This is a genomic window from Cerasicoccus frondis (assembly GCA_031296915.1).
GTDB lineage: Bacteria > Verrucomicrobiota > Verrucomicrobiia > Opitutales > Cerasicoccaceae > Cerasicoccus > Cerasicoccus frondis.
This window is the reverse complement of the sequence record JAVDPC010000034.1, coordinates 49,487-66,101: the sequence shown is the minus strand read 5'-3', so window position 1 is coordinate 66,101 and position 16,615 is coordinate 49,487. Positions and strand designations below refer to the sequence as shown.

The 16,615-nt window shown below is 57.2% G+C and carries 9 protein-coding genes; 1 reads left to right on the top strand and 8 read right to left on the bottom strand.

Annotated features, from left to right (window positions below):
* Positions 1 to 195 (bottom strand): hypothetical protein (locus RBB63_RS20300; protein ID WP_309387011.1); only part of this gene is annotated, 195 nt, incomplete at its 3' end.
* Between the two features lie 105 nt (positions 196 to 300).
* Here RBB63_RS20300 and RBB63_RS20295 point away from each other — a divergent pair.
* Entirely contained in the window at positions 301 to 1,125 is an 825-nt protein-coding gene (locus RBB63_RS20295) for an alpha/beta fold hydrolase (protein ID WP_309387010.1), read from the top strand.
* Positions 1,126 to 1,208: 83 nt separating this feature from the next.
* On the opposite strand, the gene hspQ is transcribed toward RBB63_RS20295, so the two are convergent.
* The 7 genes from hspQ to rplL form a co-directional block, all read right to left on the bottom strand.
* Positions 1,209 to 1,571: a heat shock protein HspQ gene (gene hspQ / locus RBB63_RS20290; protein ID WP_309387009.1), complete on the bottom strand. Its 363-nt coding sequence runs from the start codon at positions 1,569 to 1,571 to the stop codon at positions 1,209 to 1,211.
* 87 nt (positions 1,572 to 1,658) lie between these two features.
* Positions 1,659 to 2,219 carry a hypothetical protein gene (locus tag RBB63_RS20285; RefSeq protein ID WP_309387008.1) on the bottom strand — a complete coding sequence of 187 codons (561 nt, stop codon included), beginning with the start codon at positions 2,217 to 2,219 and terminating at the stop codon, positions 1,659 to 1,661.
* 112 nt (positions 2,220 to 2,331) lie between these two features.
* Positions 2,332 to 7,032: a M56 family metallopeptidase gene (locus RBB63_RS20280; RefSeq protein WP_309387006.1), complete on the bottom strand. Its 4,701-nt coding sequence runs from the start codon at positions 7,030 to 7,032 to the stop codon at positions 2,332 to 2,334.
* Positions 7,033 to 7,044: 12 nt separating this feature from the next.
* Positions 7,045 to 7,437 carry a BlaI/MecI/CopY family transcriptional regulator gene (locus tag RBB63_RS20275; protein WP_309387005.1) on the bottom strand — a complete coding sequence of 131 codons (393 nt, stop codon included), beginning with the start codon at positions 7,435 to 7,437 and terminating at the stop codon, positions 7,045 to 7,047.
* 456 nt (positions 7,438 to 7,893) lie between these two features.
* A complete protein-coding gene (rpoC, locus tag RBB63_RS20270; protein ID WP_309387004.1) occupies positions 7,894 to 12,057 on the bottom strand; it encodes a DNA-directed RNA polymerase subunit beta' in 4,164 nt (1,387 codons plus the stop codon).
* A gap of 113 nt (positions 12,058 to 12,170) precedes the next feature.
* Positions 12,171 to 15,995, bottom strand: a complete 3,825-nt coding sequence (rpoB, locus tag RBB63_RS20265) for a DNA-directed RNA polymerase subunit beta (RefSeq protein ID WP_309387003.1) — start codon at positions 15,993 to 15,995, stop codon at positions 12,171 to 12,173.
* A 222-nt stretch (positions 15,996 to 16,217) separates the two neighbouring features.
* Entirely contained in the window at positions 16,218 to 16,601 is a 384-nt protein-coding gene (rplL, locus tag RBB63_RS20260) for a 50S ribosomal protein L7/L12 (protein ID WP_309387001.1), read from the bottom strand.
* Positions 16,602 to 16,615 lie beyond the last annotated feature (14 nt).

Here is a 16,615-nt window from a genome sequence, read left to right as displayed (position 1 = left end):
TGTCCCTACCGGGCTTGTTTCATCCAGCGGGTTGACGGAGAGGCAATACCAAGCCCGGTAGGGACACCGGGCTCCACCTGTTCGAACAGAACCTGGCATTGAATACTTGGCCTGCGGGCGGCTGTCGTTGCTGAAATGTTGCCAACGGCGCACAAAATAGGCCTTGCGGTTGACTTTCGGGCACGCCAAATGCATTTATCCAACCGGTCAGCAACGGATTCATCTCCAGACCAACCGCGGTTCTTGATTGGACCGGCGTCCCCCACAAACCGCTGCTTTTGAACTTATTTAGGAGTATATATGAGCAAGTTTACCGTATCTGATGGCACCCAAATCTACTACAAAGATTGGGGCCAGGGACAACCAGTCGTGTTCAGCCACGGCTGGCCATTAACTGCCGATGCTTGGGAGTCTCAAATGTTTTTCCTGGCATCGCACGGCTATCGCGTGATCGCGCATGATCGGCGAGGACACGGACGTTCCGACCAGCCCTGGGAGGGCAATCACATGGATCAATACGCCGACGATCTGGCCGAATTGATCAACAAGCTCGACCTCGAAGACGCAGTCATGATCGGGCATTCCACCGGAGGCGGCGAAGTTGCTCGCTATCTCGGACGCCATGGCACAAGCCGCGTCGCAAAGGTGGTGCTGGTTGGCGCGGTGCCGCCAATCATGGTCCAAACCGAAGCTTATCCCGACGGCTTGCCACTGGAGGTGTTCGACGGTTTCCGGCAAGCCTATCTCGCCGATCGAGCGCAATTCTACCTCGATGTCGCCAGCGGTCCGTTCTACGGATTTAACCGACCGGGCGCCAAAGTATCGCAGGGTCTAATCCAGTCGTGGTGGACGCAAGGCATGATGGGCGGACATAAAAACGCCTACGACTGCATCAAGGCGTTTTCGGAAACCGACTTCACCGAAGACCTGAAAAAGATCGATAAACCGACGCTCATTCTCCACGGCGATGACGATCAGATCGTGCCTATCGGCAACTCTGCGCTGCTCTCCGCCAAACTCGTGCCCGATGCGACGCTTAAAGTCTATCCGGGTGGCTCTCATGCACTGGGTGACACCAGCAAAGACGAGTTGAACGAGGATCTGCTGAATTTCATCCGTTCGTAGCCCAATCGAAACGGCCTGAAAGCCCGTGATTGAAATGCCAACATCGCGAACTTCCAATCTGGGCAAGGATCGAACCGAGTGCTTTAATCGTCTTCGACGGGGTCCCAAGGTTTGTCATTCCGCTGATACTTGCCCCCGTCGAAGCCGCTAAAGTAGAGGTTCACCCAAGGGTGCATGATGCAGGAACCGTCGTCGTCCTGCTCGAGGCTACTTTGTGCGGCATAGGTCGTCTGGTCGCTTTCGTCAACGAGCACATAATACCAGGGCTGCTCACGGTCTGGCTGGGTTTGGTTCTTCTGGTACCAGTCCTCCGAGGCCTGGCACGAAGCATCGCGATGCACCACCACCCCGCGATAACCGTAGCGGCGGTGTTTCACCAAGTCACCAGGCGCAAACAGCGGTTTGCTGTCGCCCCCCTGCTCGAATGCTTCTCGCGGTGCGATCATCTTGAAAAAATGATGAATGTGGAATCCAGAATGACAAATGCTTAGGCAAGCGCCTTTCGTCATTCGCGCTTCATCATTCAGCCTTCCTTATTTCCCGATGGCGCTCCACAACGCCTTGATTCGGTTGCCCCAGTTGGCTTTTTCTGTGTCACTGGGGGGAGGCGCCTTGAGCGCTTCTTCGTCCCACCACTGCGGGGACTCGGTTTTGAGGCCCGTCGTGTTGCGGAAAGTAAAGAGGATGACCGGTATGACTTCACGCGGATCAAGTTTGAAGTCCCTGCTGAAAATCAAATCCATCTGGTGAACGTGGTTTTCGCTGCGGCGCATGCTGGCGGGCACAGACGTAATCGACTGAAGCGCAGGCAACTGCATCTTGAACGACGACACCTTCAGCTTGTCGAGGGTAGCCTCGGCGACCTTCTCCAATGCCTCGGTCGGCGTGTCGACGATGAAGGTGAGGCACAGGTAGTTGACGCGGGCGCTCTGGGAGCCCAGTTGTGGGCGCGCCACTTTGCAGAGGCCTTCCAGCGTACGCTTACCACCGGGGGCCGGCTGGTAGAAATTGAAGAAAGCCAGGAATTCTTCTTGCGAGAAAAAGTCCTGCAGTTCGTCTTGGGCGTCCGAGTTGGGTAAGGGTAAGTCGCTCACGGTAGTATGATAGTTAAGAGATGAATAACACCTAGCCTAGAAGGTTGAACGGTAATGACTAGGCAATTTTCAGAAAAATTGCCGTGGACAGCCCCCCTACCATCGATCCCCCTCAGGGAGTTTTCTCCTGGATAATCCCCAAGTCAGTCAACTCGCGGCTTACCACCGCCGCATGAGCCGCTGCATCCGGCTCGGTCTTCCACTGATAGCTGCGCTCGGTAATGATCGTATATTCGGCCTCCCGAATCGGGCCCATTTGAAACTCGCCATTGCTCAGTGTCGTGATTTTGGGCTCCTCGTAAATCCCTCCGGCATGGTCCAGCGGTATCGCACGCACTGTGATGTTGGAAGCAGGTTGCCCCTCGGCGTCCAATACACGCCCTTTCACGTAGCCGCCGCCAAGCATCGACAAGTCAAAGGTGAATGAATCGCCCGCCTTAGACTCAAACGGCGCACTGATTGCCGCGGGCAACGTCCGCCGCTCTTCTGAGTTACTGTAGATCTTGTGATAAACACATAGACGATAGGCTACGCCATTACCCGCAGGCAGAAAGGCGGCAAACTCGCCCGTTTCACGATCTACCTGAGCGTTGGCGCGGGAGTCTCCCGAAAAGCTGCTGCGCCGGTTGCGCACAGGCGCAATCGTCGCCGTGATTGAGCCTTCCGGGACTTCCTCCGGCAACTCCACCGTTCCGGAAACACGAATGCCGCGCTCGGCGGTGATGTTGAACTCATTCAGCCCCTCCTGAAGGTCCATCACCATGTCGAAGGTGCCGTCCGCGCCAGCGGGGGGCATCGTACCAAACTTCGCATGCTGTTCGCCAGAAAAAGCATGTTGCTCTGACCACCAGCGCGTGTATTCGCATCCATTTTTCCGGGCAACAAATGAAGCGATGGGAAAACGGGTTTGCCGTATTGGCAGGGAATTCCAAACCGCCTCGCCATTTTCGTCCGTAATGCGCTGACTGTCATCGCGAATGCCCCCATGGAAAGGACCAATCGATTTGCTTACATAAATTGGAAAGCCCACGACCGGTTCACCTGTGATACTATCACGCAACTTGAAGACAACCTGCGCGCCCGTTGACATCTGACCGGGTAACGCCATCGCCACACCCTCCTTGACTTCGAACGAATAAATGACCTGGCTGTAGCCGCGCTCGCTCTCCGCTACCAGACGATAGCGCCCGGGCGAAATCATGAAATCATAGGCGCCGTTTTCGTCGCTTTCGACATCATAAAAGATGTCTTCCATCTCGCATGGCTCGCCACGGGAGTCCCGCCAAGGGCGCCTGGCTTCAAAGCGAAAACTCACCTTGCCGGTCGGCTCCCCGTCAGGCCCTTCCATCTGCCCCCGCAAACGCGTTTGCTGATGAAGCGTGATCGGCGCTGCCTGACCTTCAGGCACGAGGGAAATCCACTGCGGAGCATAATCCGGATGCGTTATCTCGATGTAGAAAATACGCAAATTCCGCGCACCGGGCAAGATGCACCAACCGTCGGCATCGGACTCGCCGGAAACAGAATCGCGATCACGATACGGGTCATTAATCACCTTGGCGCCAGCAACGGGATTGCCATCGGCATCACAGATATACAGCGCGATGTCATCCACACCACACGCGTCAGGCAGCGGCAAGCCTTCCGTCTGCTCAATGTGCTCTGCAACGAGCTGTAGCGTATTCGAGAACTCGGGGAAGACGCCCTTCACGGGAGTCTGCACACCATCTTCGAGTTCAGCCCACCAATCACACCGGGCGCCTGGGCCATAGAACATGACCTTCTCCTTGGCGATGCTACGCCAACCCGCCTGCACCTGCTCCACGCTCAGGCCATCGGTCGTCAGCGGAACATAGGCATACTCGTTTTGACCGACCAACCCACTCGCGGTCGTCGCCAGTTGCCTAACCTGCACGGCCTCGCCTTCGGGATCAGTAAACTGAACCCATAAGCGATCGCTCAAGGTGTAGACCAATGCTTCATCTCCCTCCAGCAGGGTTGGCAACACGCGCTTCCAGGAGGGAGCGGCGTCCGCCAGCCAGAAGTCCATCGGATAACCCGGAATGCATGGACGAAGCTCCAGCATTCCCTGCTCATCCGTCTTCAGACGATGCTGCAGGCTACGACTAACAGGCGGCACAGAAACGGCACTGGTGAGTGATCCATTGCTAACCTGCGGTCCGTAGTCGATCTCTACGCCTTTCAATGGCTGCCCAGCAATATCCACGATTTTAATGGTTCGTTTGAGTGCGGGCTCAAGCTGGATGTCGGGTAACGCCGCGCCATCTACCTGGATAGCTGGCATATCGATCACCTTAGCAAAACTGCCCTTGCGCACTACCGCCTGTAAAGCCAGCTCCAATGGATATTCTTTACAGAAGTACTCTCCCGCGTCATTGGTTTTCGAAGCGGAAAGCGTCGACGTCCTCATCGTATCGCTAACGATTTGACCGCGCAATTGGTTAAGCCGGAAAATCACTTCCGCATTTGCTGCTGGCGCGCCGTCGGGCAGCAGCACCCGACCCTGGGCGACAACCATCGGCTTCACCTCACTCGGGGCGTAGATTTTAATATCTCGACTAGCTTGATGAAGCTCAAATCGAAAGAAATGTGGGCGGGCATCGTTATTTGCCCCATCTACATAGTACTCGCGCTTAGTTGGGCTCCAAACAGAGATATAAACCTCGCCCGATGGCGCTCGGAAGTGAAAGGCGCCATCATCTTCCGAAAGTAAATTCAGCTTCCCTCCTGCATGCTGCACATGGATAGTGATCCCAGCCAATGGCTCCAGACTCACTGGGTCCAAGATCACGCCTTGAACCGGCGTTCCACTTTGCACCACAAAGTTAATGCCGTTGATCGTTTGCCCGGAATCCAGTTGCACCTCCTGAGACGGCGCATCCAAAACCGGATCGTCTACCCCCATGGTAAAGCTGCCCGTGCCGCCACCGTCATTCCAGGCGTCTCCCTTGCCGTAGAGCCCGGTAAGTTCGTATCTCCCCTGCGCGTCCGTGCGTGCAAAAGTGTAATCCAACAGCGGCCAGTTTGGCGTCGCATAGACCAGGATCCCCGCCGCTGGCTGCCCATCGGGCATCCTGACAACTCCGCTTACCGATGCGCCTGGGCGCAGGCACACCGTCGAGGGATTATCCTTGCCCGAGCCACAACCCGACCAGTTGGGCGAGAGACCTGCTTTCTCTGCGGCAAAGACCACCGATCCTTTCGGCAGTTGTTGAAACTCCACCTTGCCAGCGGCATCCGTCTCCGCCCGCATCACGCCAAAGGCCGGCTGGAAAAACGCACCATGGCCATTGGTCGAAATTGAATGCACCCAGACATCAGCCCCCGCCACCGGTTGGCCATCCTTGTCCTGCACCAACACCGTGCGTAGCTCGGGCGCGGTCAATTCGAGTTGTATATCCTGCGTGGCAGTCGTGGGCTCGATTGCCCGCAAATCAATCGCCAGTCCTTCTGCTTCCGCCACCACGTAATAGCGTTCACGCTCGGGGTCCGATTGCCAGGCGTTGAACAGTAGCTCATCCGAAAACTCAAAGCGACCCTCCGCATCAGTCTGCACGGAATCAACGACGCCATTTTCCAATCCATGAAAATACTTCAAATGATAAAGCCAGACCTGGGCGCCCTCCACCGGGTTGCCAGATGCATCCACCACCGTGCCCGAGGGTGGCGCCTGTCGGTGCCGCACAAAGACGTCGGTTTCGGCGCTCAGCTCACTGGAATAGACCGCCAAAGAAATCCCCAGCGACAACGAGAACACCGCAGCTAAGCTCGCAATCGCCCGCACATTAGGCCCCTCCAAAGTCGACTGTCCAGCCAGAGCGCGTATGCGTTGGAGCAAAGAACCATCCGTGGCCGCCGTGGCCAACGATGGCGGGTTCTGGCGCCAAAACTCCAACGAGGCCAGCGCTTGCGCGTACTGGGCGTTATCCGCGAATTCCTCGGCGCTCATCGCGTCACAGCAAAGTTCTCGCGTCGCTACAGCCTTGCTATTCAGCCACCACACCACCGGGTGGTAGAACAAAACGGAAGCAACATAGGATTGGATAAAATTAACGATATAATCTCGTCGTCTCACATGGGCCAATTCGTGCAACAAGATCGCCTCCACCTGCTCCGGCGTGAGCATGGTGAGGAATCCGATCGGTATCAAAATCACCGGCTTCAGGGCGCCCACCACCATCGGCGCTTTGGCGTAGGCGCTTTCCAGAACACGCACTGCGACCGTGACGCCCATGCGCAACTTCAGCGTTTCAAAATCGACGGGCAGAGAAATCGGTTTCCCTTTACGCACCCACAGGCGGGTCAGGCGCCAACCAATGGTCAGCCGCAAACTCAATAGAACAGCAATGGGAAACCAACCGACCACCAGCCAGGGAACGTATGGCGCCGCCAGTTGAGCCCATGTTTCCCGCCAACCAGGCTCGGTCGGATTTTCCACAATCAACGCGCTAGCCTTCGGAATGCCGATGTCCGTCGCGGCCGGCACTGCCCGTGCTTCTGCAAATGCAATCGCAGGCGCCTCAATGTTCTCAATCGCCGCTAACGGAGCTGCTTCAGCTCTCGTAACTCCAACCGGCTCCACCACAAAAAACGTCGCTACGGGCGCCACCGCGCAAAGCACGAGCGCCCCAACACTAATAGCATAACTAGTCGATGCATGGCGCGCAATGGGCAACCGGTATAACAAACCTGCCAGCAAACCAATCAACGCACCTTGCCACACGAAGTGCAAGAGCGCCCAGCCAACACGCTGCATCACCGGCAGAGAGAGCAAGTAGTCCAGGGTATCCATTTCGCTGCCTCCTTAGCGTTTACGCTTTTGCGGTTTCTGCTCCATGGCGTCGATCAATCGGCGCATCTCCGCCAACTCTTCCGGTGAAGCCTTGCCTTGTCCTAATGCCTGCATGGCAAGCTTCAGGCCGCTGCCCCCAAAAAGTTTTCCCGCCAAAGATTGCACTGCCTGCTGCTTGGTTTCCCCCTCATCAATGGCCGCTGTATAAACATGCGCCCGCTGACTTTCATCTCGTACGACTAGCGCTTTCTCGGCCATGATCTGCATGAGCTTGAGAACCGTTGTGTAGCCCGTTTGCGTTGCCAAGCACTCATGCACCTCACGCACCGTCAGCGGGCCATGCGCCCAAAGGACCTTCAAGATATCCAGTTCCGATTCAGTTGGTCGCGGTAATTTCGATTTCATACAGACATATACGAACAACTTCGTACATTTGTCAACGAAAAGCTTCGTAGTTTCATTATATTTAATAAAGCACAACTATCCTCCCCAACTGACAACTTCATGTTATCTCTAGAGCACTTTTCATCTAGATTGGCCGATCAGGCCGCAGTGATTTTTCGTGTTCAGCAAGGCGGCTTGAGCGTCGCAGGCTGGAAGCCTGTGAGCGAAAAGCCAACAACGCTGGCGCGGAAAAGCACTCGGTTTTGGGCTTGGGGCCAGATTGGAAGTTCGCGGCGTTGGCATTTCAATCACGGGCTTACAGCCCGCTCAATCAAAGCCGCCTTGCGCTGCATCCAATCTCTACTCCACCTGACTCGGCCAATCTAGATGAAAAGTGCTCTAGCAACTAACCACAAAAAAACGGCGCTCCCGAAAAACGGAAGCGCCGTGTAAAGTCTTGGATCGCTAGCGACCAACTTAGCCGACTTGCGGCGTGAAGGTCGATTCGCTGGTCTCGTCGTCGCTCAGGGAGTAATCGCGCTCAACCATCGGGTTGTTCTCAACCGGAGCGCCCAGGGCGTTGACGGTGAGGCGGCGATACTTCGGCAGGCCGGTGCCAGCAGGGATGAGGTGACCCATGATCACGTTTTCCTTGAAGCCGGTCAGGCGGTCCTTCTTGCCGAGGGTCGACGCATCGGTCAGCACGCGAGTGGTTTCCTGGAAGGAAGCCGCAGAGATGAACGACTCGGTCTCGAGCGACGCCTTGGTGATGCCCAACAGGATCGGCTCACCTTCGGCTGGCTTACCACCAGCTTCTGCGATGCGCTCGTTCTCGTTGAGGAAGTCACTCTTGTCGATCTGCTCACCCCAGAAGTAATCGCTGTCACCCGGATCAGTGATGCGCACCTTGCGGAGCATGCGAGCAATGATGAGCTCGATGTGCTTGTCGTTAATCGGCACACCCTGCATACGATAGACCTTTTGAATCTCGGACAGGAGGTATTCCTGAACGGTATTCGGCCCAAGGATGTCGAGGATTTCGTGCGGATCGGCGGAACCTTCGGTCAGGTGCTGGCCCTTGTGAACCACGTCGCCGGCGTGCACGATGATGTGCTTGCCGTGCGGGATCAGGTGCTCTTCCTGCTCGCCGGTTTCCTCATTGGTCACGATCAGCTTCTTCTTCGAGCGGACTGCGCCGCCGAACGAAACCACACCGTCGATCTTCGCCATTTCAGTGGCGTCCTTCGGGCGACGGGCTTCGAAGAGCTCAGCAACACGCGGCAGACCACCGGTAATGTCCTGCGTCTTGGACGCCGAACGCGGAGTCTTGGCCAGCAGGGCGCCCGGGGCGATGGTGTCGCCATCGGAGACGGAAACCTGCGCGCCCACCGGAATTGCATAGGTCGCAAGAACCTTGCCGGCGTCGTCACGGATTTCAACCTGCGGGTTCAAGTCTTCCTTGTGCTCGATGACCACGGTGGCAATACGACCGGTGGAAGCGTCAAGCTCGCGCTTGATCGTAACCCCGGGGATCATGTCCTTAAAGCCGATGTTACCTGCCTTTTCCGAGAGAATTGGAATGTTATGCGGGTCCCACATAGCCAGAACGCTGCCCTTTTCGATGTCGCCACCGTCCTGAACGGTCAGCACCGAACCAGTCACGATGTTATAATCTTCCATCACGCGGTCGTCTTCATCCAGGATCTGAACCATACCGGTTTTGTTGAGCACGATGTTCGCGCCATCAACGGTCTGCACCAGGCGGAGGCCCGAGTAACGGACACGACCAGAGTTGCGGACCTTGATTTCCGGATTCTTCATCGAACCAGTGGCAATACCACCAATGTGGAAGGTACGCATGGTCAGCTGCGTGCCAGGCTCACCAATGGACTGCGCAGCGATGATGCCGACAGCGGAACCGGGCTTGACCATGTCGCCCGTTGCCGGGTCGAGGCCATAAGAAAGCGCCGGGATGCCGTTCTTACGCATGTGCGTCAGCGGCGACATGACCTTGATGCGCTCGATGCCAACATCGACGATCTTCTTAGCCATCTGCTCGGTGATGATCTCACCATTCTTGGTGATGATTTCGTCAGGCTCCAGCGGATTGCGGACGTCTTCGCTCGGGCAACGACCGGTGATACGGTCTTCCAGAGGAACGATCTCGTCGTCACCTTCGTAAATGGCGTGCTTCCAGATGCCGTCACGGTTGCCGTCGTCAGCTTCAGTGATGACGCAGTCCATGGCGACGTCGCAAAGCTTACGGGTCAGGTAACCAGCGTCCGCAGTCTTAAGCGCGGTGTCGGCCAGACCCTTACGAGCGCCGTGCGTCGAAAGGAAGTATTCCAGAACGGACAGACCTTCGCGGAAGGAAGACAGAATCGGGCGTTCAATAATGTCACCGGACGGCTTGGCCATCAGACCACGGGTTCCGCACAGCTGGCGAACCTGCTGCTTGTTACCACGGGCGCCGGAGTCCATCATCAGGTAAACCGGATTAATTTCCGGGCGGCCCTGGTTGTCGTTCAGTTCGCGGAATACGGAGTTCGCAATCTGATCGGTCGCGCCAGTCCAGATGTCGATGATCTTGTTGTAGCGCTCACCTGTGGTGATGATACCCTTCGAGTATTGGCCTTCAACTTCGTCGATCTTCTTACGGGCTTCGGCGATGATGTCCTTCTTGTCTTCGGGGATGATCATGTCACCGATACCGACGGAGATGCCGGCGCGGGTCGCCATCTTAAAGCCGATGGTCTTGAGCGCGTCGAGCACGGGCACGACGTCGCGCTTACCCGCGGTCTTGTAAGAGTTCATGATCAGGTCACCGAGCTTCTTCTTGGTGACGGCGAAGTTCACGAAACCAATCTTCTCCGGCCAGATTTCCGCAAAGAGAATGCGGCCAACGGTGGTGCGGATGATCTTCTTTTCGTGGTTACCGTAAATGGTGCCGGGCTTGCCGTAATCCGGGTTCACGAAATCAACCCAAGTGTGCAGATTGAAGTCTGCGCGAGTGGACTCGGCCAGGATCACTTCGTCGCGGGTAGCGATCAGCGGCACGCGCTCGCCCTTGGCGGGCTTCACCTTCGGGTCAGCCGTGGTGTAGTAAGAACCGAGAACAACGTCCTGCGACGGAGTCAGAATCGGCTTACCGGAAGACGGCGAGAAGATGTTGTGCGTGGCCAGCATGAGCAGCTTGGCTTCCATGACAGCTTCCACGGACAGCGGAACGTGCACGGCCATTTGGTCACCGTCGAAGTCCGCGTTGTAAGCGGTGCAGACGAGCGGGTGCAAACGAATCGCGTTACCTTCGATCAGCTTCGGCTCGAAAGCCTGGATCGAGAGGCGGTGCAGCGTCGGCGCGCGGTTGAGCATGACCGGGTGTCCCTTGGTCACTTCTTCCAGAATGTCCCAAACTTCCGGCGACTTCTTTTCGATCATCTTGCGAGCGCCACGAACGGTGTGGACAAAGCCCAGCTCCTTCAGACGACGGATGATGAACGGCTCGAAGAGCACGAGGGCCATCTTCTTGGGAAGACCGCACTCGTTGAGCTTCAGTTCTGGACCGATGACGATAACGGAACGACCGGAGTAGTCCACGCGCTTACCGAGCAAGTTCTGGCGGAAGCGGCCCTGCTTGCCCTTGAGCATGTCACTGAGGGACTTGAGGGGGCGGTTGCCAGCGCCGGTGACTGCGCGGCCGTGACGACCATTGTCGAAGAGCGCGTCCACAGCTTCCTGAAGCATGCGCTTTTCGTTGTGGATAATGACGTCCGGAGTCTTCAGTTGCAACAGGTTCTTGAGACGGTTGTTGCGGTTGATGACGCGGCGGTAAAGGTCGTTCAAGTCGGAGGTCGCAAAGCGGCCGCCTTCAAGCGGAACGAGCGGGCGAAGGTCCGGCGGGATGACGGGCAGGACGTCGAGCACCATCCACTCGGGACGGGTGCCGCTGTCGATGAAGCCCTGGATCACCTTGAGGCGCTTCGCCAGCTTCTTCTTGATCTGCTTCGAGCGGGTGCTGTGCATTTGCTCGTGCAGAGTGCCGATTTCAATCTCGAGCTCGAGTTGGGCCAGGCTGTCGCGGAGCGCTTCCGCGCCCATCTTGGCCACGAATGCGTCTTCACCGTATTCGTCCTGAGCCTGGATGTATTCTTGCTCAGTCAGGAGCTGCTTGGGCTCCATCGGCGTCTTGCCCGGATCGACCACCATGTAGTTCTCATAGTAGATGACCCGTTCGAGGCTGCGCGCGGTCATGTCGAGGAGCAGACCGAGGCGGCTGGGCATCGACTTGAGGAACCAGATGTGGCTGACCGGAACGGCGAGCTCGATGTGGCCCATGCGCTCACGACGAACGCGGGCAACGGTCACTTCGACGCCGCAACGGTCACAGATGACGCCCTTGAACTTGATGCGCTTGTACTTGCCGCAGGCGCATTCGTAGTCGCGAACTGGACCGAAAATGCGTTGGCAGAACAAACCGCCCGGCTCGGGCTTGAATGTGCGGTAATTGATGGTTTCGGGGTTCTTTACTTCCCCGCGCGACCAGGAGCGGATCGTGTCCGCGCTGGCGACGGTAATGCCGACCGAGTCAAAAGACTGGTCTTGGTCGAATCCAAGTGCTTCGCGTGCTTCTTGCGTGCTCATTTATTTCCTCCGGAAGAATTATGAATTATGAATTCTGAATTATGAAAGCTGGTGAATTACGAAACTGCGTTCTGCTGGTTTTCATCATTCATCCTTCATAATTCAGCATTCCCCTAACCTGCTTGCGTTTTAAATTCCAGCGAGTCGTCGCTGCCCAGACGGACGTCGAGGCAGAGTGACTGCATTTCCTTAACGAGCACGTTGAACGACTGAGGCGTTCCGGCGTGCAGCGTGTTGTCGCCCTTGACGAGCTGCTCGTAGATCTTGGTGCGGCCTGCCACGTCGTCGGACTTCACCGTCAGGAGTTCCTGCAGGGTGTAAGCCGCGCCGTATGCTTCGAGCGCCCAAACTTCCATTTCCCCGAAACGCTGACCACCGTATTGGGCCTTACCACCGAGCGGCTGCTGGGTAATGAGACTGTAGGGGCCAACTGCGCGGGCGTGAATCTTGTCCGCGACGAGGTGGTTAAGCTTAAGCATGTGCGTGTAGCCGACCACGACCTCCTGGTCGAAGGCGTCGCCGGTGCGGCCGTCATAGAGCTTGCTCTTACCGGACTCGGGGAGACCGGCCTTGAGCAGGAACTCACGAACCGTTTTCGGTTCGTCGGTGTCTGGATTAAAGCCGGGGCGAACTGCTTCACCAATGCCGTCGAAGACCGGAGTCGCAACCTTGAGGCCAAGGACCTTACAGGCCCAGCCCAAGTGACACTCCAAGATCTGACCAACGTTCATTCGGCTGGGAACGCCCAGCGGATTGAGGATGATTTGGATCGGCTCGCCATTGGGCAGGAACGGCATGTCTTCCTCGGGAACAACCTTGGCGATAACGCCCTTGTTACCGTGACGACCAGCCATCTTGTCACCCACCTGAATCTTGCGCTTGGCGGCGATGTAGACCTTGACGTTCTTGATCGCGCCGGACTCGTCGAGGGCGCCGGATTCGATGCCTTCGATCTTGCGGCCCTTCTCGTCCTCCATCTCGTCGAACTTGCGCTGGTAGTTCTCGACGATTTCCATGATCTTGATGCGAACCGGGCTCGGATCGATCGAGATGCTCTTGGAAACCTGGGCGAGCTTGCGCAGGAGGGTCTTCGTGATTTTGCGATTGGCCGGGATGATGACTTCGCCGGTATCGCCGTTGGTCACGTCGAGCGGAATTTTTTCACCCAGCAGGATGTTCGACAGCGCTTCGGTGAGGTCTTCACGAAGCTTGTCGGTCTGCGCGCGGTATTCTTCGGTGATCTTCTTGGTCTGGCGGCGGCGGTCAGACGGCGAAAGCTTTTCGCGTTCGCGGTCGGCGCGGCTGGAGACCTTGACGTCCATCACGATGCCATTACAGCCGGAGGGAACGATCAGCGAAGTGTCCTTAACGTCCGCAGCCTTTTCACCGAAGATCGCACGGAGGAGTTTTTCTTCCGGAGCAAGTTCAGTTTCGGACTTCGGCGTGATCTTACCGACAAGGATGTCACCAGGCTTCACCTCGGCGCCGACGCGGATAACGCCGTCGCGGTTGAGGTTCTTCAGGGCTTCATCGCCTACGTTCGGGATGTCACGGGTAATTTCTTCCGGGCCGAGCTTCGTGTCGCGGGCGGTCACTTCGAACTCTTCAATGTGGATCGAGGTAAAGACGTCGTCCTTGATGAGCTTTTCGGAGATGATGATCGCGTCTTCGAAGTTGTAACCATTCCAAGGCATGTAAGCCACGAGCACGTTGCGACCAACGGCGATTTCGCCGTCTTCAGTCGATGCGCCGTCAGCGATGACTTGGCCAGCCTTGACCGGCTGTCCCTTGGCCACGATCGGCTTTTGGGTGAAGCAGGTGGCGGCGTTGGAGCGAAGGAACTTCCGCAGCTCGTAGACGTAAACGCCCTTCTTGGCGTCGGTCTTGAGGGTGCGGCCAGTCGGCATTTCGCCGTCTTCAGTCACGATGATGCGGTTGGCGTCCACGGAGGCGACGATGCCGTCCACCGCAGCCACTGCCACGGTGCCGGAGTCAATCGCGACACGCTCTTCCACACCGGTGCCGACGAATGCAGCTTCCGTGCGGAGCAGCGGCACACCTTGGCGTTGCATGTTAGAGCCCATGAGCGCGCGGTTAGCGTCGTCATGCTCGAGGAACGGAATCATGCCCGCAGCGACCGAAACCAGCTGCTTCGGCGACACGTCCATGTAATTCACTTCCAGCGGGTCGGCTTCGTAAACTTCGTCCAGTTTGCGGACAGTCACGCGGCCCTTGAATTCGCCGGTGTTCTCATCAACGATCGAGTTGGCCTGCGCGATAACGCTGCCTTCTTCTTCGTCGGCGGTCACGTAAACGACTTCGTCGGAAACCTTGCCATCCTTCACCACGCGGTAAGGCGTCTCGATGAAGCCAAACTCGTTGATGCGGGCGTAGGTCGAAAGCGAGTTGATCAGACCGATGTTCGGACCTTCCGGCGTCTCAATCGGGCAGATACGACCGTAGTGAGAGTTGTGAACGTCACGAACTTCGAAGCCAGCGCGCTCACGGTTCAAACCACCGGGCCCAAGAGCCGAAAGACGGCGCTTGTGGGTGAGCTCGGCAAGCGGGTTGATCTGGTCCATGAACTGCGACAGCTGGCTGCGAGCAAAGAAGTCGCGGATCACGGTGGACAGAGCCTTCGGGTTGATCAGCTTTTGCGGCGTGATCGTGTCGACGCTCTGATCATAAAGGGTCATGCGCTCCTTAACGAGGCGCTCGGTGCGGGCCAGGCCAATGCGGCACTGGTTAGCCAAAAGCTCGCCGACGGTGCGGACGCGACGTGAACCGAGGTGGTCGATGTCGTCGATGGTGCCCTCACCCTGCTTCAGCTTGCAGAGGTAGCGGGTGGCTTCGACGATGTCTTCAACCGTCACGGTGCGGACTTCGAGGTCCGTCTTCAGGTGAAGCTTCTGATTGATCTTGTAGCGACCAACGCGGCCGAGGTCGTAGCGCTTCGGGTCCTGGAACAAACGCTTCAGGAGGGCCTTGGCGTTGGCGACTGTCGGCGGCTCACCGGGGCGGAGGCGCTTGTAAATGTCACGCAGCGCTTCTTCGTCGTTGCGGGTCGGGTCCTTCTTGAGGGAGCGGATGATCGCACCGTCGTCGACGGTGGTGTCGATCACCTTTACCGACTCGAGGCCAGCGGTTTCGAAGGAGCGGATAATCGTCTTGGTCAGCGGCTCAAAAGAGCGGGCCAGAACCACACCGCGCTCAGCGTCGACGATGTCTTCCACGAGGACGAGGTTGGACACGTTGTCCATGTCCATCGCGGTGGAAATCTTCAGGTCGCTGATCTCGTAGAAGAGCTTCAGGATGTCGAAGTCGGTGCTGTAACCGAGGGCGCGGAGCAAGGTCGTGATGAGGAACTTGCGGCGACGGCGACGGCGGTCGAGGTAGACGTAAAGCAGGTCGTTCTGGTCGAACTGCGTTTCGATCCAGGTGCCGCGGTCCGGGATGATGCGGAAAGCGTGCAGCGTCTTGCCACTGGTGTGTGTGCTGTCCTCAAAGCAGATGCCCGGCGAGCGGTGCAACTGAGAAACGACAACGCGCTCAGCGCCATTGATGATGAAAGAGCCGCGCTCAGTGCACATGGGCAGCTCGCCCATGTAGATTTCCTCGTCCTTGACCATGCCTTCGTTTTCACGGAGGCGGAGCTTCACGTAGAGGGACACCGAGTAGGTTACGCCCTCGCGGATGCACTCCATCTCGGACATTTTCGAGAGGGTTGCATTGTAAGAGACGTACTCGAGGGTCGACTCCTCGTCGTAACTTTCAATGGGGAAGACTTCGCGGAATACGGCTTCGAGGCCGATTGCCTTGCGCTGCGACGGAGGCGTGTCGAGCTGAAGAAACTCCGCATAGGAGTTAATCTGGTTCTCAATGAGATTGGGCGGAGCAATGACCTCCTTCAGCTTCCCGAAATTGATGCGATCTGCCATGGTGCTTCTGATGGGACTGGTGTTGTTCGGTTAACCTGATTGGTTGCGGTTGAAACGGCCGCCGACAAAGCGCTGGAGCGAATTTCCAACGCCCTGTCGGCGAGCGTTGTCACCTAGAGCTAGAAAACGCCGACAGCGGACCCGCCTTTTGGCGAGCCCGCTTGCCTGCGGTAATAAAGGATGCTTGAAACAAATTTCTGCTTCCTGAAATGCGTAATTGAGTTACTTGACTTCGACTTCGGCGCCAGCGTCCTTGAGCTTCTTTTCGAGCTCAGCAGCTTCGTCCTTCGAAACGCCTTCCTTGATGGCCTTCGGTGCGCCTTCAACCATTTCCTTGGCTTCCTTGAGGCCAAGACCGGTGATTTCGCGAACAGCCTTAATGGCGGCGATCTTGTTGGCGCCAGCGGCCTTCAGGATAACGTCGAACTCGTCCTTCTCTTCAGCAGCCTCGGCCGGCGCAGCAGCGCCGCCAGCGGCAGCAACAGCAACGGGAGCAGCAGCGCTAACGCCCCACTTCTCTTCGAGGTCCTTAACGAGACCGGCAACTTCGAGAACGGACTGATTGCTCAGCCATTCGATAACTTGATCTTTAGTGATGTCTGACATGATATTTCCTTGAA